The following is a 20,823-nucleotide window of genomic DNA, read 5'->3' as shown; positions in this document are numbered from 1 at the left end:
CGGATATGGCAGATGTCCCGACGCCGGTGGCCGACGCCGCCGGGGAGTCGCCGATCACCTTCTCCAGCATCCCGTTCTGGGCTCGCCCCGACGCGCTCAGCGCCGCCGCCGACCGGGTACCGACGGGCGCGTCGCATGTCCTGGTGGGCGTCGGCGAATCCGGTGCCGCACAGGTCAATCGGTGGGCCGAGGTCATCGGCCATGATGTGGCGGTCACCCGGGTCGTGCACGTCGACGCCGACGGAGCCGCAAGCGGTATGCGAGCGGCCATCTCGCGCAGCGTCGTCGGGGTCCGGGTGCTGGTGGCAGCGCCGGCCGGAAGCGCGCTGCGTCTGCGTGCCCTCGCCGTGACCGCCGGCCTCGAGGACGACGAGTTCGACATGGTCGTCGTCGACGCCGAACCCGGTGGCCGAACCATCGACGTCTTCTGTTCGCACTGTCGCACAACCAATCACGTCGACGCCGTCGTCGACGATGTCATCAGTTGCCGCGGCTGTGCGCGCAGTCTGCTCGTTTACCACCACGTGTCCCGCCGGACGGGCGCCTACCTCGGCTTCATGGTCGACGCCGAACTCCCGCGCGGCGATGACATCCCCCAGGAGTCCACCCGATGACGCTCGATGTCGCCAACCCGCCGGCCGAACCGGCCCCAGCCACACGTTCGGCAGCCACACGTTCCCCCGTGCCCGACCACCTGCAACTGATCGTCGCCCGGATCGAGAAGTCCAGCAGCACGAATCGTACCCTCACCTTCACCGCCCCGGACGGGTCGGCGCTCCCGGGATTCGTCCCCGGTAGCCATCTCGTCGTGCAGGCCGGAGGCCACTCCAACGCTTACAGCCTCACCTCCGACGGCACCCACCCCACCGCGTACTCGATCTCTGTCCTGCGGGTCGCCGACGGTGCCGGCGGGTCGCGGTGGCTCCACGATCAACTGCAGGTGGGCGACACGGTGCAGGTGCTGCCGCCCCGCAGCGCGTTCGCCCCGATCGCCCGCGCTGCCAAGCACCTCCTCGTCGCGGGTGGCATCGGTGTCACCCCGATCGTCTCGCATCTGCGGGCGGCGGGGCGCTGGGGACGCGATGTGCAGGTGCTCTACACCTTTCGTCCCGGCAACGGAGCGCACGTCGACGACATCGTCAGCCTGGCCGGACCGAAGGCCGAAATTTTCACCGCGCGAGCCGATTTCGCGGGGCGACTGAGGGCGGTCCTGACCGACCAGCCGGTCGGCACCCACCTCTACATCTGCGGGCCGGGGCCGCTCATCGACCACGTGGTCGCCGAGGCGGAGTCGTCGGGCTGGCCGGCATCACGCATTCACTTCGAGCGCTTCGGAATCGATGCGCTCGACGCCGGCGACCCCTTCCGGGTGCGACTCGGTAGTGGCCGCATCATCGACGTGCCGTCCGGAACCAGCATGCTCGAAGCACTTGAGGCCGAAGGGGTCTCGGCACCGAATCGCTGTCGGCAGGGCGTGTGTGGCGAATGCCGAATCCCACTGACGTCCGGGGTGCCGGTCCACCGCGACCTGTACCTCACCGACGAAGAGAAATCCGCCTGCGACGCAGTGATGCCCTGCGTCTCCCGCGCCCCGGCCGGCGCCGTTCTGGAGGTTTCACTGTGACCGTCACCGTCACCACCGACACATCATCCGCGGACCTGATCGCAGGCTTTCCTTTCCCGTTTCCCGAGGACCGCTACCGCTACAGCACCAACGTCGAACCGGCCGGTGCGTCGGTGCCGACTGCGGCCGGTGCCTGGGGCGGCTCGATCATCGACATCGATTCCGAGTACCACCGTGAATTATCCGAACGCGCAGCGATTCTCGACGCCGATCGCACACGTCACGCCGTCCTGCCGCATATGGTGCCGGCGACCTGGGATGCCATGCTGACCCTGATGCGCGAGCTCGTCATCGCGCGGCCCGATGTCATGGCGCTCGACGCCGCCCCCGACGGAATGTGGCACTGGCGCAACGAGCTGCTCGGCATCGATCAGCGTTTCCGGTACGGCGATGGGACCACACTGCCCGATGAACCGTTGCGCTACATCGCTTCCCAGGTGCAGGAGGACATCGCGCTGCTCGATCAGCGCAATGAATCGCTGTACGTGGATGCCGGTGTCATCACCTTCGCCGCGGACTGGAGCTTCGGCTTCGACGTCGGGATGAGCTTTCTGGAGATCCACGGCCCGGTGCCGCGGGTCCGCAAGATGGGTGTGATCACCCGCGCCCACGAGTTCCTCAAACGACTGCAACCACACCGGCCCTACCGTCGCACCAACTGGACGATGACCATCGGTCGCCGCCTCGACGTGTCCACCGAGGGCTACCCGGACTGGGGACCCGACCGGGACATGATCGGCCACGTCGACGACGCCGAATTCGGCCGGCTCGTCCACCTGCGTGTCGAGGTCCAGCATCTCATCCGTCTGCCCGATTCCGGGGCGGTGATGTTTCTCATCCGCACCTACCTGCTCCCGCTCGAAGCGCTCGCGACGGTCGCGGCGTGGCGCGTGCGGACAGCCGAGGTGCTGGCCGAGTTGCCCACGGACATGGCCGATTACAAGGGAATCATCAAGTACAAGGATCGCGCGGCGGCGTGGTTGCGCGCAGTCGGGAGCACGCCGAGTGTGCCGGCCGCACCGGGATTGACGCGCTGGTCGTCGACACCACCCGAGGTCGACACCACGGGATCGGCATACCTCATCGTCGCCGTCGGCGAAGACCCGCAGACCGCTCACGTGGCACGCCGGTGGGTCGGTGCGGCCGAGGCGGTGGCGCCTACTCGTCTGCTGGTCCTCGACTCGCTGTCGGAGACAGCCGATGAGCAGACATTGCGCGCGGCCCTGGAGGCGGTCACGACCGGCTGCCGCATCCTGGTCGTCGGCGGGCAGTACGACGTGATGACCGCACTCGCCGTGGCGCGGGAGGCCGGCGCCATCGCCGCTGAACTGGATGCATTTGTCACGCGCACAGACGATTTGGCGCTCTACTGTGCTCATTGCCGGGACACCTTCCGGGTCGTCGGAGCGCCCGGTGACACCGTCTGCTGCCCCGGTTGTGCCCGCGCACTGGAGATCCACCCACACCACTCGGCCGTGCGGGGGAGCTTCCTGGCATCGGCAACTGACGCCGGAGCGCCGGAATGACCGGGCCCACCGTTCCGCATCCGGGGCACCTGCATCCCGGATACACCACCGCGGCCCGGGTCGTGCGGGTTGCCGAGATCCGGTCCCTGACTGCCGACATCAAACACTTGCGGCTGGTCGCACCGGACGGGGCGTCGGTGTTGACGCCGTATCAACCGGGTAGTCACCTGATCGTGTCGGCAGGTGGGCATCGCAACGCCTACTCGCTGATCGGCGACGGGATGCTGCCCACCGCCTACGGCATCTCGGTCCTGCGACGTGGGGCGGGCGGCGGATCGGACTGGTTGCACGACAACGTCTCTGCGGGAGACCTCGTTGACATCGAGGGACCACGGTCGATGTTCGCGCCGATTCTCGACCAGCGGCGCGCTCTGCTGGTGGCCGGTGGGATCGGGGTGACACCCGTGCTCTCCCACGCGCGGGCGATCGCCCGGTCCGGCGGTCTGGCCGACATCGTGTACTCCTACCGTCCCGGATGTGGCGCGCACGTGGAGGAGCTGCGCGACCTGGCGCGGCGGCCGGGGATCACTCTGCACGAGGTCCACGGCTCGTCGGACACCGCTGCACTGCTGGCGCGTCGCTTCCGCTGTCAGCCACTGGGAACACACGCTTACGCGTGCGGACCGGCCGGGTTGCTCGAGGCGTATCAGCGGGCGGCCGCCGAGGCCGGATGGCCTACGGCCCGAGTACATTCCGAGCGATTCACTGCACCCGAGCTGGACGCGGGTGACCCCTTTACGGTGGCCCTCGCGTCAACCGGGGCGCGTATCGAGGTGCCCGCGGGGGTGTCGTTGCTGCAGCGGTTGCTCGATCACGGCGTCGCGGTGCCCAATCTCTGCCGGCAGGGCGTGTGCGGGGAATGCCGGATCCCGGTGCGTTCCGGGGATGTGATCCACCGCGACTTCGTCCTGACCGACGACGAGAAGGCCGCCGGTGACGCCATGCTGTGCTGTGTGTCGCGGGGCAGCGACATCGAGGTGGCATTGTGACCATCACACCGGAGAACACCACGGGCACCCCAGCTTCCCGCGGTTACCTCGAGCGGCCCGTGGACCGGCTCGCGAATCTGCCCTGGCCGTTCCCGGACGATCTCGACGAGTTCACCTACACGGTCAACGTCGAACCCGCCCGGGTCCCACGACGCACGCGGGCAGGTGAATGGGGCAGACACCTGGTCGATCTCGGTGGTGCCGACTACCTGCACTACATGAGCGAACGGCGGCGCATCCTGGACGCCGATCCGTCGCGGGTGCGGGCGATGCCTGGCATGGACCTCGCCTGCTGGGATCTGCTGCTCTACTACCTGCGCGACCTGGACCTCGCCTACCCGGAGCTGATGACGCTCACCGAGCTGGGTGACGGCCGATTCCATTGGCGTAACGACCTTCTGGGCACCGATCAGGAGTTCGTCCTCGGCGTCGCCGCCAGCCTGCCGAACGGGCCGATGGACTTCCTGGCCCGGGAGGTCCCCGACGACCTGCTGCTTGTCGTCGAGCGTGACGGCCGACTGTATTTCGACGCCGGAGTGGTGACGTTCGCGGCGGCCTGGTCGGTGTCTTTCGATGTCGGGATGGACATGTACGAGATCCATGCTCCGGTACCGCATCTCATTCACAGCGGCGTCGTCGCACGCGCCGAGCAGTTCTTGCGGCGACTCCCCGCCGATCAGGTCTACCGCCGGGTCAACTGGACCCTCTCGGCGTCGGATTCGGACAAACTCGATGTCAGTCTGGAAGAGCTGCCCGACTGGGTGGATGATGTGTCGCGGATGGTCACCGACGGGGACTACGCCCGGGCGCGCCTGCGGATCGAGCTGGAACACTTTGTGCGACTGCCGATGTCGGGCGCGGTGACCTTCAACATCCGCACCTTCATGGCGTCGTTGGCCGACGTGCGCCGCATTCCCGAGTGGGCTGCGCAGCTGGCCACGGTGATCGAGACCCTCGACCCCGACATCGCCTCCTACAAGGGCTTTCTCGACTATCGCGACAACGTCGTCGCATATCTCCGCGGGCAATGACGCCCGCATCCCGGTAATACCCACCATCCCGACACCCCGTCGCCAACCCGAGGAACACCATATGGAACCGGTCATCGCCGCCAACGCCGATTTGGCGTGGATGCTTGCGGCATTCGTCTTTGTACTGCTCATGTTCCCCGGCCTCGCCCTCTACTACGGGGGAATGGTCGGTGCGCGCAACATCCTGAACATGATGACGATGGTCATGTCGACCCTCGGCATCACCGCCATCATCTACGTGCTGTTCGGTTACGGCCTGCAATCCGGACCGTCGGTCGGTGGGTGGGGGCTCATCGGTAATCCGGCCGACTACCTCGGGATGACCCAGTGGATGTCGGACGACGGGTCGGGCACCACGCAGACGCTGTACTACCTGGCCTGGTTCATCCTGTTCGCCGCCATCACCATCGCCATCGCGGCCAGCGGCGCGGCCGGACGCATGAAATTCTCGGCCTGGATGGTGTTCGCCCCGATCTGGCTGATCGTGGTGTACCTGCCGGTCGCCCACTGGGTCTTCAGCGCCGACACCGACGACGCTCAGGGCGGATTCCTGTTGAACGACCTGAAGATTCACGACTACGCCGGCGGCACCGCGGTGCACATGAACTCCGGTGTGGCCGCTCTTGCCCTCGCGCTGGTCCTCGGCGCGCGCCGCAAGCGGATGGAACGCCCCAACAACGTGCCGATGGCTCTGCTCGGCGGCGGCATCCTGTGGTTCGGGTGGTTCGGCTTCAACGGCAGCTGTGCACTCGGCGCGAGCTTCCTGACCCAGGTCGTCATCCTCAACACCCTGCTCGCCGGCTGCGCGGGCATGATCGGATTCCTCATCATCGAGAAGTGGCGCGAGGGGCACGCCACATCGCTCGGCCTGATCACCGGTGCCGTCGCCGGCCTGGTCGGCATCACGCCGTCGGCCAACACGATGAACCCGATCGGCGCGCTGGCGGTCGGTCTGCTCGCCGCCGGTGTCGTCGCCTTCGTCCTGAGCTTTAAGTCGCGCCTCAAGGTCGACGACACCCTCGATGCCTTCGCCGTCCACGGTCTCGGCGGCATCGTCGGCACACTCTGCATCGTGTTGTTCGCGGCTGAGTCGGCCCCCGCGGGAGTCAAGGGCATCCTGTTCGGCGGGGACATCGACATCTTGTGGCGCGAGCTCGGCGGCATCGCGGTCACCTGCACCTTCTCCTTCTTGATGACCTACCTGATCGCCAAGGCGCTCGACAAGACGATCGGGCTGCGGGTCGACGAGGAGGTGGAGACCACCGGTCTGGATTCCACCATCCACGCCGAGAGCGCGTACGAGATCCCGACCGCAGGCGTCGGGCACGCGCCGGGACTGTCGGCCACCCCGCCCCGGCAGGCGGCCGACAGTGTGGAGCGCGGGATGGCGAAAGAGGCTGGCGACCACTCAGTTCCGGCCGGGCACTCCTGACTCAGCCGACGGGTGGCTTCGGCGCCCCCACCACCTTCGGGGTGGTTGGGGGCGCCGTTGTCGTAGGAGGAAACTCGTCCTCCTACATTCAGTTCTTCCGTCGTCTGCAGCCGGCGGACGAACCAACAGGTGGGGGAAGAACGGCGGCCCGCCCGGCGCGGCCCGACGATACCGAGACCTCACCACCGCGAAACACGATCGAAACAACCAGCGCGTCTACTTGAGGTAGACAAAAGACACCCCGAGTAGACATACTGGTTCTCGACACCACCCCACGGAGATCACCATGACCGACACATCCACCCCCGAGACCGCGTCAGAGCCCTCACTCGCCGAACTCTGCGCAACCCACGACACGAAGTTCATCCTGGCGATGTTCGTCGACCTTCGGGGAAAACCGTGTGCCAAGCTGGTTCCCGTCGAGGCCGTCGACGAACTCGCCACCGACGGTGTGGGTTTCGCCGGATATGCGGTCGGGGCCATCGGACAGGAACCCAAGGACCCCGATCTCATCGCGGTACCCGATCCGTCGTCATTCCTGCCCATCCCGTTCATCAAAGAGGGTCTCGCACTGGTCCATTGCGACCCGCACGTCGAGGGGAAGCCGTGGCCGTTCGCGCCGCGCAACATCCTCAAGTCGCTGATCGCACAGGCCGGCGACGCCGGCTTCGAACCGTGGGTGGGCGCGGAGGTCGAGTACTTTCTCCTCAAGCGGGCCCCCGACGGTTCGCTGGTGACCGCCGACGCGGCCGACGACTCCGATCAGCCCTGCTACGACGTACGCGGTCTTACCCGCATGTACGACCACCTGACCGCGGTGTCCACCGCGATGAACCAGCTCGGGTGGAGCAACTACGCCAACGACCACGAGGACGGCAACGGCCAGTTCGAGCAGAACTTCGCCTACGCCGACGCCCTCACCACCGCCGACCGCGTCATCACGCTGCGCTATCTGCTTTCCGCACTCGCCGCCGAGCGCGGCATGATCGCCACCTTCATGCCCAAGCCTTTCGCCGAGCGGACCGGGTCGGGACTGCACTTCCACCTCTCCCTCACCTCGGCGGGCAAACCGGTGTTCCCGGGCCTCGGCTGTGAGGATTCACGCGGGCTCGGGCTTTCGCCCGAGGCCTACGGATTTGTCGGCGGCGTCCTCGAACACGCACCGGCGTTGCAGGCCGTGATGGCCCCGACGGTCAACTCCTACAAGCGAACCGGGGCGACCGCCACGCGCTCTGGTGCCTCGTGGGCGCCGCGCAAGGCCACGTACGGCGGCAACGACCGCACCCACTACGTGCGTATCCCCGACGACCAGCGGGTCGAACTCCGCGGGGGTGACGGCTCGGCCAACCCGTACCTGGCGATCGCCGCGGCGCTCGGTGCCGGACTCGACGGCATCAAACGCAGTCTCGACCCCGGGGCACTCGGCACCTGCCCCGGCCACGTCGCCGACCTTCCCCTGACATTGCTGCACGCCGTCGAGGCGCTCGAATCCGACGCCGTGATCACCGGCACCCTCGACGCCGCGACGCCCGAGGACTGGCCCGCCGACGCCCCCACCGTCTCGTCGTACTTCACCGGCCTCAAACGCGAGGAATTCTTCAACTGGCACGCCTCGGTGTCGGCCTGGGAAGTCGACTCCTACCTGACGGCCTTCTGACAACCCCTGCACCAGAACAGAAAAGGACACCAACATGTGCGGAATCGTCGGGTTGCATCTGCGCAACCCCGATCTTCATCCTCGACTCGGCGAGCTGCTGGCGCAGATGCTCGGCGAGATGCAGGATCGCGGCGCCGACTCGGCGGGCATCGCGATCTACGGCAACGCCGACTGGGCGCCGCCCGGACACGGGTGTGTCAGCCTGCTCGAGGTGGCTGCCACACCGGCCGACGTGGTGGCCACTCTCGGTACGGCACTCGGCGTCACGGTTGCCGCACGCGCCGTCGACGAAACCCTGGTCCTGTCGGCGCCGGTGGACTCCGAGGAGCTTCTCGCCGCGGCCCGCGGGGCCTACCCAGATGCGTTGGTGGCCGGCTTCGGTGCCGACCTGACCGTCCTCAAAGGCGTTGGAGCGCCCCGCGACCTCACCGAATCATGGGGCCTGGCAGCAGCTTCGGGCTGGCAGGGCGTCGGACACACGCGGATGGCCACCGAATCGGCGGTCACCCCGTCGGGTGCCCATCCGTTCGCGGTGGGACCAGAGCAGTGCCTCGTGCACAACGGATCCTTCTCCAACCACGCCACCATTCGACGTGAACTCCGCGCTGCCGGAATCGAATTCGACAGTGAGAATGACACGGAGGTGGGTGCGCGGTTCGTCGCGCATCAACTCGCTGCCGGCAAGGACATCGAGACCGCGCTCAAGGAGGTGTGTGCCACCTTCGACGGCTTCTACACACTGCTGGTGTCCAACCACGACTCCTTCGCGGTGGTGCGCGACGCCATCGCCTGCAAACCCGCGGTCATTGCCGAGACCGACGACTGGGTCGCCATGGCCAGCGAATATCGCGCCCTCGCACAGCTTCCGGGCGTCGAGAAGGCCAGGATCTGGGAACCCGAGCCGGAGGTGGTCTACGCATGGACACGGTAACCGCACCCCAGCCGACCCGCACCCCGACTGTCCCGGAGGCACAGACCATGAACTCCGCCCACCACTTCGATCTCGCCACCACGACACTGCGTGAGGTCAATTCCGCTCTGCACGGGGATATCTCGGGCGAGGTAGTCGTCGACAACCCAGCCGGTGCGCATAGTGTCGCGGCCGGCGTCAACGCGCCGGTCAAGATCACCGTCAACGGCCATGTCGGCTACTACGCCGCCGGCATGAACCAGCAGGCCGAGATCACCATCGACGGCAACGCCGGGACGGGCGTCGCGGAGAACATGATGAGTGGCACCGTGGTGGTCAAGGGCAACGCCTCGCAATCGGCCGGTGCCACCGCTCACGGCGGACTGCTCGTCATCGAAGGTGACGCCGCCGCCCGCTGCGGCATCTCGATGAAGGGTGTCGACATCGTCGTCGGCGGCAGCGTCGGCCACAACAGCGCGTTCATGGCACAGGCCGGGCGCATGGTGATCCGCGGCGACGCCGGTGCCGGACTGGGTGACTCGATCTACGAGACGCGCCTGTACGTGCGCGGCGACGTCGCCTCGCTCGGCGCCGACTGCATCGTGAAACCCATGCGCGCAGAGCATCTCGACGAACTCGCCGGGCTCCTGAAGGCCGCCGGCTACAAGGACGACGACCCCGCGGACTACACACGCTACGGATCGGCGCGGCAGCTCTATCACTTCCACAGCGACAACACATCCGCCTACTGAACCGGCACCACCGCGTTTCGCGCCGACAGCACCGAGAACCACGGAGAACACCATGACCGACAACCTGAGCATCGAGCAGCGCGGACTCCGTGAGTCCGCGACCTTCGATCGCACCACCATCGCCGCCATCCAGAAGGCCGCCGACACCGGGGTGTACGACATCCGCGGCTGGGGTGCCAAGCGCAAGCTCCCGCACTTCGACGACCTGCTCTTCCTCGGTGCCTCGATGTCGCGCTACCCGCTGGAGGGATACCGTGAGCGCTGTGACACCGATGTCCAGCTGGGAACCCGCAATGCCAAGTACCCGTTGCATCTCGACACGCCGGTCACCATCGCCGGGATGAGCTTCGGCGCGTTGTCCGCCGGCGCCAAGGAGGCGCTGGGTCGCGGGGCGTCGGAGGTGGGGACCTCCACCACCACCGGTGACGGCGGCATGACACCCGAGGAACGCGGACAGTCCAAACACCTCGTGTACCAATATCTTCCGTCGCGCTACGGGATGAACCCAGACGACCTGCGCAAGGCCGACGCCATCGAGGTGGTGCTCGGGCAGGGCGCCAAACCCGGTGGTGGCGGGATGCTGCTGGGGCAGAAGATCTCCGAACGTGTCGCGTCGATGCGCACCCTGCCCGAGGGCATCGATCAGCGCAGCGCCTGCCGGCACCCGGACTGGACCGGACCCGACGACCTCGCCATCAAGATCAATGAACTGCGCGAGATCACCGACTGGGAGAAGCCGATCTACGTGAAGGTCGGGGCCACCCGCACCTACTACGACGTGAAGCTGGCCGTGCACTCCGGCGCCGACGTGGTGGTCGTCGACGGCATGCAGGGTGGCACGGCCGCCACCCAGGAGGTGTTCATCGAGCACGTCGGCATCCCCACCCTGGCGGCCATTCCGCAAGCGGTGCAGGCACTTGCGGAGCTGGGCGTGCACCGGGCGGGCAAGGACGGGGTACAGCTCATCGTGTCCGGTGGCATCCGCAACGGAGCCGACGTCGCCAAGGCCATGGCCCTGGGCGCAGACGCCGTCGCCATCGGTACCGCCGCCCTGATTGCCCTGGGTGACAACGACCCCCGCTATGCCGCCGAGTACGAGGCACTCGGCTCGGCGGCCGGCTACTACGACGACTTCCAGGACGGACGCGACCCGGCCGGCATCAGCACCCAGGACCCGGAACTCTCGGCTCGGTTCGATCCGATCGCCGGCGGTAAGCGCCTCGCGAACTATCTGCGCGTGACGACGATGGAAGCGCAGACCATTGCGCGAGCCTGCGGCAAGGCGCATCTGCAGCACCTGGAACCCGAAGACCTGGTGGCGATCTCGATCGAGGCGGCCGCGATGGCGCGGGTGCCGCTGGCCGGTACCTCATGGATTCCGGGGACCGGGCTATGAGCCCCACCGGAGACCGAACAGCGTCGGTGGTGATCGTCGGCGGCGGACTGGAGGGGGTGGCCGCCGCCTGGGCGTTGAGCCAGCGCGGGATCACCGATGTCGTGGTGTGCGAGCGGGATACCGTCGGCGGCGGCATGACCGGCAAGTCGTCGGGCATCGTGCGCTGCCACTACGGGGTGAGTTCGCTGGCCGCGATGGCTGCGGTCGGTCTCGAGGTGTTCGAGAAGGCCGAGGAGATCTTCGGCACCGACATCGGCTTCCGGCAGACCGGCTACGTCGTCGGCGTCGGCGAACCCAACGTCGAGAACCTCCACAGGAGTATGGCCGCGCAGCGGGCCGTCGGTGTACAGACCGAACAGATCGACAAGTCCGACGTCGCAAAGCTCTGGCCGACAGCCGATCTCGAGCCGTTCGCCGCCTTCGGCTGGGAGGAACGCGGCGGCTACGGTGACGCCTATCAGACCGCACAGGCCTTCGCCGCGTCGGCACGGGCCGCCGGGGTGACGATCCGGCAGGGCACCACGGTCGCCGGCCTGATCCGCAACGGCGACACCGTCACCGGCGTGCGACTGGCCGACGGTTCGACGATCTCGGCCGACACGGTGGTGGTGGCCACCGGGGCGTGGTCCAAACCGTTCCTGGCCCGGCACGGCGTCGACGTGCCCATCGAGGTCCACCGCGAACAGATCGTGATGATCCATCCGGGCGTGGAACTCGGTGCGGTGCCGGTGTTCTCGGACCTGGTGTCGCTGCAGTACGTGCGCCCCGACGTACGCGGTGAGATCCTCTTCGGCAACAGCGACCTGAAGGAACTGGAGATCGCCGACCCGGACGGCTATCTCAACCGAGCCGACGAGGCATTCGTCGAATTGACCGTCGACAAGGTCGGCACCCGGTTCCCCGGCTTTCCGGAACCCGTGATCACCTCGAGCTACGCCGGCTGCTACGACGTCACCCCCGACTGGAATCCGATCATCTCACGCGGTCCGTTCGACGGCCTGATCATCGCGGCCGGATTCAGCGGGCACGGGTTCAAGATCTCGCCCGCCGTCGGCAGATTGGTGGCCGACCTGGTGGTCGACGGTCGCAGCGCCGACCCGCGTATCCCCGAGTCGGACTTCCGCTACACCCGGTTTGCCGAGGGCGATCTGCTGAAGACCAGATACCCGTACGTCGGCGCGGGTGAGATGCGGTAAGCACCCGTGTGTCTCCTGACAGTGAACGCCGCGGCTGCCTATCCTGGCGGCGTGGACGAGCCAGCGGACGAGCCCTTGATCCGGAATCAATCCGGCACCGCGCGAGAGCGCACCGTCGATCAGCCGGTCGAGGAACTCGAGCTCGAGGCGGCCATCGCGCGCAACGTGCGGCGGTTGCGCCTGCAGGAGGGACTGTCGGTGGGCGACATGGCCGCCCGGGTCGGTATCTCGAAGGCGATGCTCTCCAAGATCGAGAACGCGCAGACCTCGTGCAGCCTCAGCACTCTCGCGCGGCTGGCCACGGCCTTCGACGTGTCACCCACCTCGCTGTTCCGGGGCGCCGACATCGAACGGTCCGCGGTGTTCGTCAAGAACGGCGAGGGCTCACAGATCATCCGGGAGGGGTCGCGCGAAGGGCATGAGTACGAGTTGCTCGGTTCACTGCGCGGCGAACACAAGCGGCTCGAGTGCCTGCTGGTGACCCTCACGGAGAAGTCGGTCACCCAGCCGCTCTTTCAGCACCCGGGTACTGAGTTCATCTACATGCTCTCCGGCGCAATGGATTACGCGCACAGCCGCTCGGTCTACCGGATGCATCCCGGCGATGCCCTGCAACTCGACGGCGAAGGGGCGCACGGTCCCGTCGAACTCGTCGAGCTGCCGTGCCGTTTCCTGTCGGTGATCGCGTTCCCGGATTCGGCTGTCTGAGCCTCTCGTCCGCGGTGCAGCCGTTGGTCCTGCCATAGCGGGTGTTCGAGGTAACGGTGACGCATACGATCGCCATATGCCGCGCCCACAGACGCGAGAGGCACGCCGATGCTGGTGATCCACGACCTCGGTGAACTCGTCGTCGAACGAGGAGCGCAGCCGTGTGATCCCGGCGGCGCGAAGCCGCGCACCATCCTCGCTCTGCTGTGTGCACACGCCGGGCGCCCGGTTCCGGCCGCGGTGTTCATCACCGAAGTCTGGGGGCCGGATGCGCCGGAACGGACCCAGCGCGCGCTGGAGTCGCAAATCTGGCGGTTGCGCAAGGCTCTGTCACCGCAGGGCGAGGCATCGGCCATCATCACCGACCGAGCCGGATACCGCCTCGACCTCGCCGACGTCGTGATCGACTCCCTCGACTTCGACACTGCGGCGGCGACCTCGACCGCGCACTCGACGAGGCACAGGCTCTGATCACCCGCGATCCGCTCGACGAACACGCGTGGTCGATCAAGATCTCCGCACTGTCGGCCGGGGGTCAGCGGTCCGAGGCACTCACCGCCTACCGCGACATCCGAGAGCTGCTGGCGACCGAGCTCGGAGTGGAGCCGGGATCCGAAGTCCGTGCCGCCCAACGACATGTGCTCGACGACCACACCCGGGCGGTGCGTCGTGTCCGGCTCCCAACCCAGCACACCTCGTTCGTCGGGCGCGACACCGAACTGGCCGAGGTGATTCGCCTGCTCGAGACCGAGCGGGCGGTTGCCATCACCGGCATCCCGGGAGTCGGCAAAACCCGCCTGGCCATCGAGTCCGCCAGGCGGGCAGCGGATTTCTTCGACGACGGGATCTGGTTCATCGCTCGCCGCGACGACACCGAGCTGGGCACAACGATTCTGGAGACGATGCGGATCGCGCCGTCCGCCGACGCCGGAGCCACGGCCATGGATCAGGTGTGCGCGTATCTGTCGACGATGTCGGTGCTCCTCGTTCTCGACAGCCGATCGGGCTCGGGTGGCCGACGAGGTCGGCCGGGTGACAACGACATCGACATCCTGCTACGGCAGTGCGCCGCGGTGACGGTGCTCGCCGTCGGCGCACCGAGCGGTGTCGACGGCGAACACGAACTGACCGTCCACCCGCTGCCGGTCGATTCGACCAACGGCGCGTTGCCACCTGCGCATCGTCTGCTCGTCGACCGAATACGAAGTGCCAGCGGACAGTTCGACGCCGGACCCGACGATCGGGCCGACCTCGACCGTATCTGTCGCGCGATGGGCGGGCTACCCCTCGGTGTGGAGCTCGCCGCCGCGCGCACCGCGACCTTCTCCCTCGCCGAGGTCGCCGGACTTCTTCGCTTCCCGCATGGCCTGTCACGGCGTGCACACCATCGCCGAGTACCTCACCGAACTGGGATCGTTCACCATGCTCGACCGGGCCGGCGACATCTCGTGTCCCACCTTCATCGTCGAATCCCACGGGGACCCGGTGGGCGGGCAGGGAAAGACCTTGTTCGATGCCCTCACCGTCGAGCGCAAGCAGCTCTATGCGCCCGCGAAGAGCACGGGTGTCTCCGGGCATTGCGGTGGTCTCGGCCAGCGGGTCTGGGACGACGTCGTCTATGACTGGCTCGACGGTGTGCTCGCGGACCGTACCGCAGCCGCTTCGCATCCGGCATCCGCTCCCACCGCGATCGGGGAACGGCGATGAACACCACGACGATCCGAGCGGTGTCCGCCGCACCCGGCCTCGCCGCCAATCGGTGGCTCACCCTCTTCGCGATGACCGCGCACTGTCGATGATCATGCTCGACCAGACGGTCGTCACGGTGGCATTGCCGTCGATGACCCACGACCTCGGGTTGTCGTCGTCGGGGCAGCAGTGGGTGGTGAACGCCTACGTACTGGCGATGGCCGCGTGCGTCGCCCTGGGTGGCAAACTCGGTGACCGGCTGGGTCCGGTGACCTGCTTCTGTCTGGGTGTCGTCACGTTCTTCGCGGCGTCGGTGTTCTGTGGCCTCGCCCCCGGCGGTGGCGGCGAGACCTGGATTCTGTCAGCCCGTGCGGCCCAGGGTGTGGGTGCGGCGCTGATGATGCCCGTCTCCGCGAAGATCGTGATGGAGGCCTTCCCGATCACCGAACGCGGTCGGGCCATGGCCGTGTATGCCGGTGTCTCCCAGATCTTCCTGGCGGTCGGACCGCTCATCGGCGGGGCACTCACCGAGTGGATCAGTTGGCGCGCGGTGTTCTGGTTGAACGTTCCGGTCGGCCTGCTCGCCCTCGTCCTCGTCGCCATCGCCAAGCCCGACAACAGTCGCGATCGCGCGGCGCGGGTGAGCCTGCGCGGGGCCGCCATGCTCGTCACCGGACTGCTCTTGACCGTGCTCGCCATCCAGCAGGGCAGCACTTGGCACTGGACCGCACCGGCCACACTCGCGTCGCTGATCGTCGGCGTGCTCATTCTGGGAGTTTTCGTCCTCACCCAATGGCGTTCGGCCACACCGCTTGTCGCCGTGCGATTGTTGGCTCGCCGGGCGTTCACCGCGAATCTCGTCACCCTCGGCCTCGTGCGGTTCTCGTTGCTCGCCACGATCCTGTTCGCCACGCTGTACCTGCAGGATCTGCTGCACATGAGTCCGATGAAGGCGGGTGCCGCCGTCCTTCCGCTGATCCTGCCGATCACCGTCGCCGCGCAACTCGGCGGCCGCTGGTACGACCGCCGGGGCAACCGCCCGCCGGTGATCACGGGGCTCGCCATCGCGACCATCGGAATGGCCTGCTGGAGCGTCGCACTCCCGCATCTCGACTACGTGCTGCAGGTGCCGGGCATGATCATCACCGGATTCGGTCTCGGACTGGTGTTCTCGCCCACCAACACCGACGCGCTCTCCCGCGTGAGTGCTGCCGAACGCAGCCAGGCGTCCGGCCTCGTGCAGACCATCCGCCAACTGGGCGGGACCCTGGGTGTCGCGGTGATCGGCTCGATCGTGCTGGGCGTCGAACATCAGGTGACACGCACACCGATCCCGCAGCATGGGGCGACGCGATCACGGTCGGCTTCTGGGTGGCGACCGCCGTCTTCGGTCTGGCGCTCGCATGCGCCGTCGTGCTGCTCTCGAAGGAGCGGATCACCGTGCCCCGCGATGTCGCGTCGGAGCCCGCGGTGTGACGGGGTACGCCGGTCCGGACATGGAACCGCCCGCCCGTGGGATCGCCACGGGCGGGCGGGGTTTTGGAAAGGGGCTGTGGCTCAGTACTCTTCGGCACCAATGAGTGCGGCATCCGCGTCGACGTGGTGGCTTTGCGCCTTACGTCCGCCGACGAAGGATACGGCCACGACGGCGACCACGCAGTAGGCCGCGGCGAACCACCAGGGCGCGGCGTGCGAGCCGAACCACTCGGCGAGATGGGCGACGAGCACCGCGGCGACGGCGGCACCCATCCACCGCAGGAAGCTGTAGCCGGCGCTCGATACCGAACGCGGAACCTCGGGGCCGTTGGCGGACATGGCAACTCCGGTGAACAGGGTGTTGAGCACACCGGAAGGCAGGCCGGACAGGATGACCGCGAGACCGATCAGCCACACCGCGCCGTTCAGGGTTCCGATGCCGGCCAGGGCCATGACCACCGCGTAGGCGGAGATCGCGGCGATGACGCCACCCTTCTGCCCGATCCGCTCGGCCAGCGCCGGGGCGATGAAGACACCGGCGAGAGCGGTCAGCAGACCCCAGCCGAAGAAGATCAGTCCGGCGTAGATCGGCCGCAGACCCATGGCGATCGGCGCCCAGGCGATCACGGTGAACAGTGCGCCGGTATAGAAGGCCGAACCGATGGAGGTGATCAGCAGGGTGCGGTTACGCAGCGCCTTGAGCGGGTCGACGATGCGGACGGGGATGCGTTCGGAGCGCGGCCCGTCGGTGGGCAGCATGACGGCGCACAGGATGGCACCGATCAGCATGAGGATGGCGGTTCCGCCGAACGGAGCGCGCCACGTCCATTCCCCCAGAACGGCTCCCAGCAGCGGGCCGACGGCGAGACCCACACCGAGGGCCGCCTCGTAGAGCATGATCGCGCCGTGCTGGCTGCCCTTGGCGGCGCTGACGATGAAGGCGAGAGCGGTCGCGATGAACAGCGCGTTGCCGAGCCCCCACAGCACCCGGTAGGCGATGAGTTGGTCGATGCCGTTGGCGAAGGCCGAGATGCCCGCGGCCACCACGATGAACGCGAGGCCGACCGTGAGGGTGCGTTTGGGGCCGAACCGGTATGCTGCCCAACCGGTCAGCAGCATCGCGACACACTGCACGCCGACGTACACGCCGAACAGCAGGGTGAGCTTCTCCGGCGGCGCGTTGAGCGCCTCGGCGATGCTGTTGAGGATCGGGTCCACCAGTCCGATGCCCATGAAGGCGATCACGGCGGCAAAGGCGGTGACCCACACGGTCCGCGGCTGGCCGCGGAAGGCCTCGATCAGCGAATGGCGTTCGGCGTCGTCGGGCGTAGCCGGTGCGGTCGCCTTCCTGTTCTCGGTGACGGTCATGAACGTTCCTTTTGTGTTCAGTCGGCCGACGCGCCGGAGCGGTCGGAGGTGGGCTGGATGTCGAGTTCCTCGCGCAGCTTCTGCAGGGCGGGTGCGGCGGCGGCGATGGCCGCCCGATCGTCCGCACCGAGCCGGGCGAGCGCCGCGGTCAGGATGCTGTCGCGTTGGCCACGCACCCGATCGAGGACGTCGGCCCCGTGCTCGGTCAGCGCGACCAGGACGGCACGCCGGTCGTCGGGATCGGGTCGACGTTCGACGAGACCGTTGCGGGTCAGACCGTCGATGAGGGCGGTCGCCGTGGGCATCCGGATGGACTCGCGTTCGGCGAGTTCACCCATCCGCATCGGACCGTGGTCGAGGAGGACGGTGAGCGCCGACGCCTGGGCGGCGGTGTACTCACGGATCGGTGTGTGGCGGCGAAGTGCCAGGTAGAGACGAGTCAGCGTTGGTCGCAGAGCGACCGCGATTGCGGAGACATCGGAATCAGACACATGCGTAAGCCTAATACTTAGGCACACGAAGTAAAAGCCGACGGCCTGTGAGATACCAGACAGCCCGTCGACCGTGCGTCGGATCGCGTTGATCGTGCGTTCGCAGGACTAGCCTCGACGGCATGGCACGCACCAAGAAGCGGTTCCGGGATCTCCCACCTCGCTCTCGGACAGCAATCCGAGCGGCCACGGTGGTGCAGATCGGTCTGCAAGCCGCTGCCCTGATCGACATCGCTCGTCGACCCGCGTCGGAGATCAACGGTGGAAAGCGCAAGTGGGTGGCGCTGAGCTTCGTGAACTTCGTCGGACCGATCGCCTACTTCGTGAAGGGACGTAAACCGTCGGGGTAGGTCAGCGCTCACTCGCCGGCACGGTTCATCGTCCGCGCACGATGAACGTGTTCGGGCGCGCGGTCAACGCGGGGGCCGGGTCAGACCCCGATCTGTCCGTTGTCCTGCCACACGGCGACCACGGACGGCCGCGGTTGGGAGGTGCCGCCGTCGGGCCAGTGCGACGCCGGGTTGTCCGCGGAGTGGTCATCCTCCTCGCCCGGATGCTGGACGCAGACGATCACACGGTCGGCCCCGATGATCGGGCCGCAGGTCTCGGCTCCCTTGGGTACGGTGAGGAATTGCTTTGTCTCACCGCGACGTTCACCGTCGAGGGCCACCGCGAACAGGCCGTCGTTGCTGTCGAGGGCGTTGCCGTCGGTGGAGATCCACAGATTGCCATGGGGGTCAAAGGCGACGTTGTCGGGGCAGGAGATGGGACTGACCCGGGTCTTGTCGAAGCCGCCGTAGTAGGTGTCGGCGGCTGCCGGGTCGCCGCACACCAGCAGAAGTTCCCAGGTGAAGTCGGTGCCGACGTGATTGTCGGAGATCTCGATGATCTGACCGTTCTTGTTCTCGTTGCGCGGGTTGGCCTCGTCGGCCGCGGCCTTGCCGTCGGTGCCGCGCTTATCGTTGTTGGTCAACGCGCAGTACACCTTTCCGGTCACCGGATGCGGTTCGATGTCCTCGGGCCGGTCCATCTTGGTGGCTCCGACCTTGTCTGCCGCGGCGCGGGTGAACACCGCGACCTGCGCGGGGTCCATGCCCTCGACGTGCGATCGGGCCGAACCGTCGGCGTTGGTGGTCAGCAGCGGCTTCCAGATCCCCTTACCCGCGAACTTCCCTGCCGGAGGCAGGGTTCCGGAACCGTCGATCGCTTGCGGGGTGTCGCCGGTGAAGGTGGCCACGTACAGCGTGCCCTCGTCGAGGATGCCCATGTTGTGTGCCCGGGCGGCACGTGACAACCCGGTCTTGACCTTGCGGCTGGAGACGAATTTGTAGATGTACTCGAACTTCTCGTCGTCACCGGTGTAGGCGACGACGGTCCCGGCGGCCGGCCCGTCACCGACGACGTGGATGTTCGCCGACTCATGCTTGAATCGCCCGAGAGCGGAATGCTTGATCGGAGTCGAGGCCGGATCGTGTGGATCGACCTCGACGATGTACCCGAACCTGTTGGCCTCATTGGGTTCCGACGCCAGGTCGAAGCGCTTCTCGAACCGGCCCCAGTGGTGTTCGTCGGCGTCATCTTCGAAGGAGTAGCGCTCGAGGTGTTCGGTGGCGGCGGGGTCGGTGACCTTGCTCGCGTTGGAGAAGTAGTTGTGGAAGTTCTCCTCGCCCGACAGCATGGTGCCCCACGGGGTGACACCGCCCGAGCAGTTCGCGAAGGTCCCCGCGACGGTGGTGCCGGCCGGGTCGGCGGAGGTCCGGACGTACGGGCTGCCGGCGGCGGGCCCGGTCAGCCGGAACGGCGTCGACGCGGTGATGCGTCGGTTCCGTTCGCCGACAACCGGTTTGAGCGCGCCGCTGCCGGCCTGGGCAGCCACCTCGACCACCGCGATGCCGACCGCGGCCATCGCGACCCGGGCCTGGGTTTCGGTGGGTTCACCCTCCTTGTACCCGGCGAACATGAACACCTCGGTCGGATACTCGAGGTTGCACACCAGGTAGAAGTGGTTGCTCACCCCGTCCACCGGGATCAGTCCGGCGAAGTCGTTGTTGAAGCCGAACTGCCGTTCCTGTGCCTCCGGGGTCTGGTTGGCGAAGTCGAACTCGGGTGCACCGGGTACCACCGGGTCGCCCCAGCGGATCACCACCTGCTGTCGATAGCCGTCCGGGACCACCACCGCGTCCTCGGTATTCGGTTGCACCGCAGTGAACTTCATACCACCAGGGGATTCGCCGGTGGACGGGGCGCCCGACGGGGCGTCGTCGCCGCAGGCCGCGAGGACCGACGTGGCGCCGAGTGCCACCGCGGCCCCGGCGGTGCCCCGCAGCACGGTTCGACGAGAGATCCCGGCGCGCAACACGTCCCGGAAGTAGGGGTTGTCGCTGGTGTTTCCGGGCTCGTGGAAACATGCGTCACCGCACTTGTACCGGCAGGTGACACGCGCGCGGGACGATCCGCCCGCCGTGGTGGCACCGAGGGTGAACAACTGCAGGGGAATACGCACGTCGACTCCTCCGAAGGGCTGCGTCCGGGATCAGACCGCTCTCCACGGGCTGTGGGGAGAGCACTCCGAGGACCT

General features: G+C 67.4%; 19 protein-coding genes and 1 pseudogene. 17 read left to right on the top strand and 3 right to left on the bottom strand.

Annotation, left to right across the window (positions count from 1 at the left end; all coding sequences use genetic code 11):
• The first annotated feature begins 5 nt into the window (after positions 1-5).
• The 16 genes and pseudogenes from GBRO_RS23860 (at position 6) to GBRO_RS25615 (ending at position 16,573) form a co-directional block, all read left to right on the top strand.
• Positions 6-614, top strand: a complete 609-nt coding sequence (locus GBRO_RS23860; RefSeq protein WP_012836397.1) for a dimethylamine monooxygenase subunit DmmA family protein — start codon at positions 6-8, stop codon at positions 612-614.
• A complete protein-coding gene (locus tag GBRO_RS23855) occupies positions 611-1,624 on the top strand; it encodes a PDR/VanB family oxidoreductase (protein ID WP_012836396.1) in 1,014 nt (337 codons plus the stop codon). Before GBRO_RS23860 ends, GBRO_RS23855 begins: the two co-directional genes overlap by 4 nt.
• Positions 1,621-3,150, top strand: a complete 1,530-nt coding sequence (locus GBRO_RS23850; protein WP_012836395.1) for a heme-dependent oxidative N-demethylase family protein — start codon at positions 1,621-1,623, stop codon at positions 3,148-3,150. Before GBRO_RS23855 ends, GBRO_RS23850 begins: the two co-directional genes overlap by 4 nt.
• A complete protein-coding gene (locus GBRO_RS23845) occupies positions 3,147-4,139 on the top strand; it encodes a PDR/VanB family oxidoreductase (RefSeq protein WP_012836394.1) in 993 nt (330 codons plus the stop codon). The genes GBRO_RS23850 and GBRO_RS23845 overlap by 4 nt, the downstream gene beginning before the upstream one ends.
• A complete protein-coding gene (locus tag GBRO_RS23840) occupies positions 4,136-5,170 on the top strand; it encodes a heme-dependent oxidative N-demethylase family protein (RefSeq protein WP_012836393.1) in 1,035 nt (344 codons plus the stop codon). Before GBRO_RS23845 ends, GBRO_RS23840 begins: the two co-directional genes overlap by 4 nt.
• 61 nt (positions 5,171-5,231) lie before the next feature.
• Positions 5,232-6,602 (top strand): ammonium transporter, encoded by a 1,371-nt coding sequence (locus GBRO_RS23835; RefSeq protein ID WP_012836392.1) that lies wholly within the window; start codon positions 5,232-5,234, stop codon positions 6,600-6,602.
• Positions 6,603-6,888: 286 nt separating this feature from the next.
• On the top strand, positions 6,889-8,259 hold the full coding sequence (glnT, locus tag GBRO_RS23830) for a type III glutamate--ammonia ligase (protein WP_012836391.1): 1,371 nt from the start codon (positions 6,889-6,891) through the stop codon (positions 8,257-8,259).
• 34 nt (positions 8,260-8,293) lie between these two features.
• The gene (locus GBRO_RS23825; RefSeq protein WP_012836390.1) at positions 8,294-9,190 is read left to right on the top strand and encodes a class II glutamine amidotransferase domain-containing protein; all 897 of its coding nucleotides are present in this window, start codon (positions 8,294-8,296) and stop codon (positions 9,188-9,190) included.
• Positions 9,178-9,921 (top strand): GltB/FmdC/FwdC-like GXGXG domain-containing protein, encoded by a 744-nt coding sequence (locus GBRO_RS23820; RefSeq protein ID WP_012836389.1) that lies wholly within the window; start codon positions 9,178-9,180, stop codon positions 9,919-9,921. The genes GBRO_RS23825 and GBRO_RS23820 overlap by 13 nt, the downstream gene beginning before the upstream one ends.
• A gap of 52 nt (positions 9,922-9,973) precedes the next feature.
• The gene (locus GBRO_RS23815; protein WP_012836388.1) at positions 9,974-11,317 is read left to right on the top strand and encodes an FMN-binding glutamate synthase family protein; all 1,344 of its coding nucleotides are present in this window, start codon (positions 9,974-9,976) and stop codon (positions 11,315-11,317) included.
• Positions 11,314-12,513: an NAD(P)/FAD-dependent oxidoreductase gene (locus GBRO_RS23810; RefSeq protein ID WP_012836387.1), complete on the top strand. Its 1,200-nt coding sequence runs from the start codon at positions 11,314-11,316 to the stop codon at positions 12,511-12,513. The genes GBRO_RS23815 and GBRO_RS23810 overlap by 4 nt, the downstream gene beginning before the upstream one ends.
• A gap of 6 nt (positions 12,514-12,519) precedes the next feature.
• Complete coding sequence (locus tag GBRO_RS23805) at positions 12,520-13,221, top strand: helix-turn-helix domain-containing protein (RefSeq protein ID WP_012836386.1); 702 nt, start codon at positions 12,520-12,522, stop codon at positions 13,219-13,221.
• A gap of 108 nt (positions 13,222-13,329) precedes the next feature.
• A complete protein-coding gene (locus GBRO_RS27290; RefSeq protein WP_052298334.1) occupies positions 13,330-13,692 on the top strand; it encodes an AfsR/SARP family transcriptional regulator in 363 nt (120 codons plus the stop codon).
• A pseudogene (locus GBRO_RS27285) lies at positions 13,596-13,805 on the top strand (BTAD domain-containing putative transcriptional regulator); the annotation flags it as partial. The gene GBRO_RS27290 and the pseudogene GBRO_RS27285, both read left to right, overlap by 97 nt.
• Before the next feature lie 778 nt (positions 13,806-14,583).
• Positions 14,584-14,928, top strand: coding sequence for a hypothetical protein (locus GBRO_RS26475; RefSeq protein WP_169309848.1), 345 nt, complete (start codon positions 14,584-14,586; stop codon positions 14,926-14,928).
• Between the two features lie 94 nt (positions 14,929-15,022).
• Positions 15,023-16,573 carry an MFS transporter gene (locus GBRO_RS25615; RefSeq protein WP_169309888.1) on the top strand — a complete coding sequence of 517 codons (1,551 nt, stop codon included), beginning with the start codon at positions 15,023-15,025 and terminating at the stop codon, positions 16,571-16,573.
• On the opposite strand, the gene GBRO_RS23790 is transcribed toward GBRO_RS25615, so the two are convergent.
• Both GBRO_RS23790 and GBRO_RS23785 read right to left on the bottom strand, forming a co-directional pair.
• Positions 16,468-17,754: an MFS transporter gene (locus GBRO_RS23790; RefSeq protein ID WP_012836383.1), complete on the bottom strand. Its 1,287-nt coding sequence runs from the start codon at positions 17,752-17,754 to the stop codon at positions 16,468-16,470. The two genes, GBRO_RS25615 and GBRO_RS23790, sit on opposite strands and share 106 nt — an antisense overlap.
• 17 nt (positions 17,755-17,771) lie before the next feature.
• Positions 17,772-18,245, bottom strand: coding sequence for a MarR family winged helix-turn-helix transcriptional regulator (locus tag GBRO_RS23785; RefSeq protein ID WP_012836382.1), 474 nt, complete (start codon positions 18,243-18,245; stop codon positions 17,772-17,774).
• Between the two features lie 122 nt (positions 18,246-18,367).
• On the opposite strand from GBRO_RS23785, the gene GBRO_RS23780 reads away from it, so the two are divergent.
• Positions 18,368-18,595: a PLD nuclease N-terminal domain-containing protein gene (locus GBRO_RS23780; RefSeq protein WP_012836381.1), complete on the top strand. Its 228-nt coding sequence runs from the start codon at positions 18,368-18,370 to the stop codon at positions 18,593-18,595.
• Between the two features lie 80 nt (positions 18,596-18,675).
• Here GBRO_RS23780 and GBRO_RS23775 read toward each other — a convergent pair whose 3' ends face one another.
• On the bottom strand, positions 18,676-20,748 hold the full coding sequence (locus GBRO_RS23775) for a PhoX family protein (RefSeq protein WP_012836380.1): 2,073 nt from the start codon (positions 20,746-20,748) through the stop codon (positions 18,676-18,678).
• Positions 20,749-20,823 lie beyond the last annotated feature (75 nt).

This window comes from Gordonia bronchialis DSM 43247 (genome assembly GCF_000024785.1).
GTDB classification, from domain to species: Bacteria; Actinomycetota; Actinomycetes; order Mycobacteriales; family Mycobacteriaceae; genus Gordonia; species Gordonia bronchialis.
This window is presented reverse-complemented; position numbering and strand designations above follow the sequence as displayed.

What these genes read in the sequence shown, in the direction of transcription:
- GBRO_RS23860 (WP_012836397.1), top strand. Translation starts at nt 6, where the DNA reads ATGGCAGATGTCCCGACGCCGGTGGCCGACGCCGCCGGGGAGTCGCCG.
- GBRO_RS23855 (WP_012836396.1), top strand. Translation starts at nt 611, where the DNA reads ATGACGCTCGATGTCGCCAACCCGCCGGCCGAACCGGCCCCAGCCACA.
- GBRO_RS23845 (WP_012836394.1), top strand. Translation starts at nt 3,147, where the DNA reads ATGACCGGGCCCACCGTTCCGCATCCGGGGCACCTGCATCCCGGATAC.
- GBRO_RS23835 (WP_012836392.1), top strand. Translation starts at nt 5,232, where the DNA reads ATGGAACCGGTCATCGCCGCCAACGCCGATTTGGCGTGGATGCTTGCG.
- glnT (WP_012836391.1), top strand. Translation starts at nt 6,889, where the DNA reads ATGACCGACACATCCACCCCCGAGACCGCGTCAGAGCCCTCACTCGCC.
- GBRO_RS23825 (WP_012836390.1), top strand. Translation starts at nt 8,294, where the DNA reads ATGTGCGGAATCGTCGGGTTGCATCTGCGCAACCCCGATCTTCATCCT.
- GBRO_RS23820 (WP_012836389.1), top strand. Translation starts at nt 9,178, where the DNA reads ATGGACACGGTAACCGCACCCCAGCCGACCCGCACCCCGACTGTCCCG.
- GBRO_RS23815 (WP_012836388.1), top strand. Translation starts at nt 9,974, where the DNA reads ATGACCGACAACCTGAGCATCGAGCAGCGCGGACTCCGTGAGTCCGCG.
- GBRO_RS23810 (WP_012836387.1), top strand. Translation starts at nt 11,314, where the DNA reads ATGAGCCCCACCGGAGACCGAACAGCGTCGGTGGTGATCGTCGGCGGC.
- GBRO_RS27290 (WP_052298334.1), top strand. Translation starts at nt 13,330, where the DNA reads ATGCTGGTGATCCACGACCTCGGTGAACTCGTCGTCGAACGAGGAGCG.
- GBRO_RS26475 (WP_169309848.1), top strand. Translation starts at nt 14,584, where the DNA reads ATGGCCTGTCACGGCGTGCACACCATCGCCGAGTACCTCACCGAACTG.
- GBRO_RS25615 (WP_169309888.1), top strand. Translation starts at nt 15,023, where the DNA reads ATGCTCGACCAGACGGTCGTCACGGTGGCATTGCCGTCGATGACCCAC.
- GBRO_RS23790 (WP_012836383.1), bottom strand. Translation starts at nt 17,754, where the DNA reads ATGACCGTCACCGAGAACAGGAAGGCGACCGCACCGGCTACGCCCGAC.
- GBRO_RS23780 (WP_012836381.1), top strand. Translation starts at nt 18,368, where the DNA reads ATGGCACGCACCAAGAAGCGGTTCCGGGATCTCCCACCTCGCTCTCGG.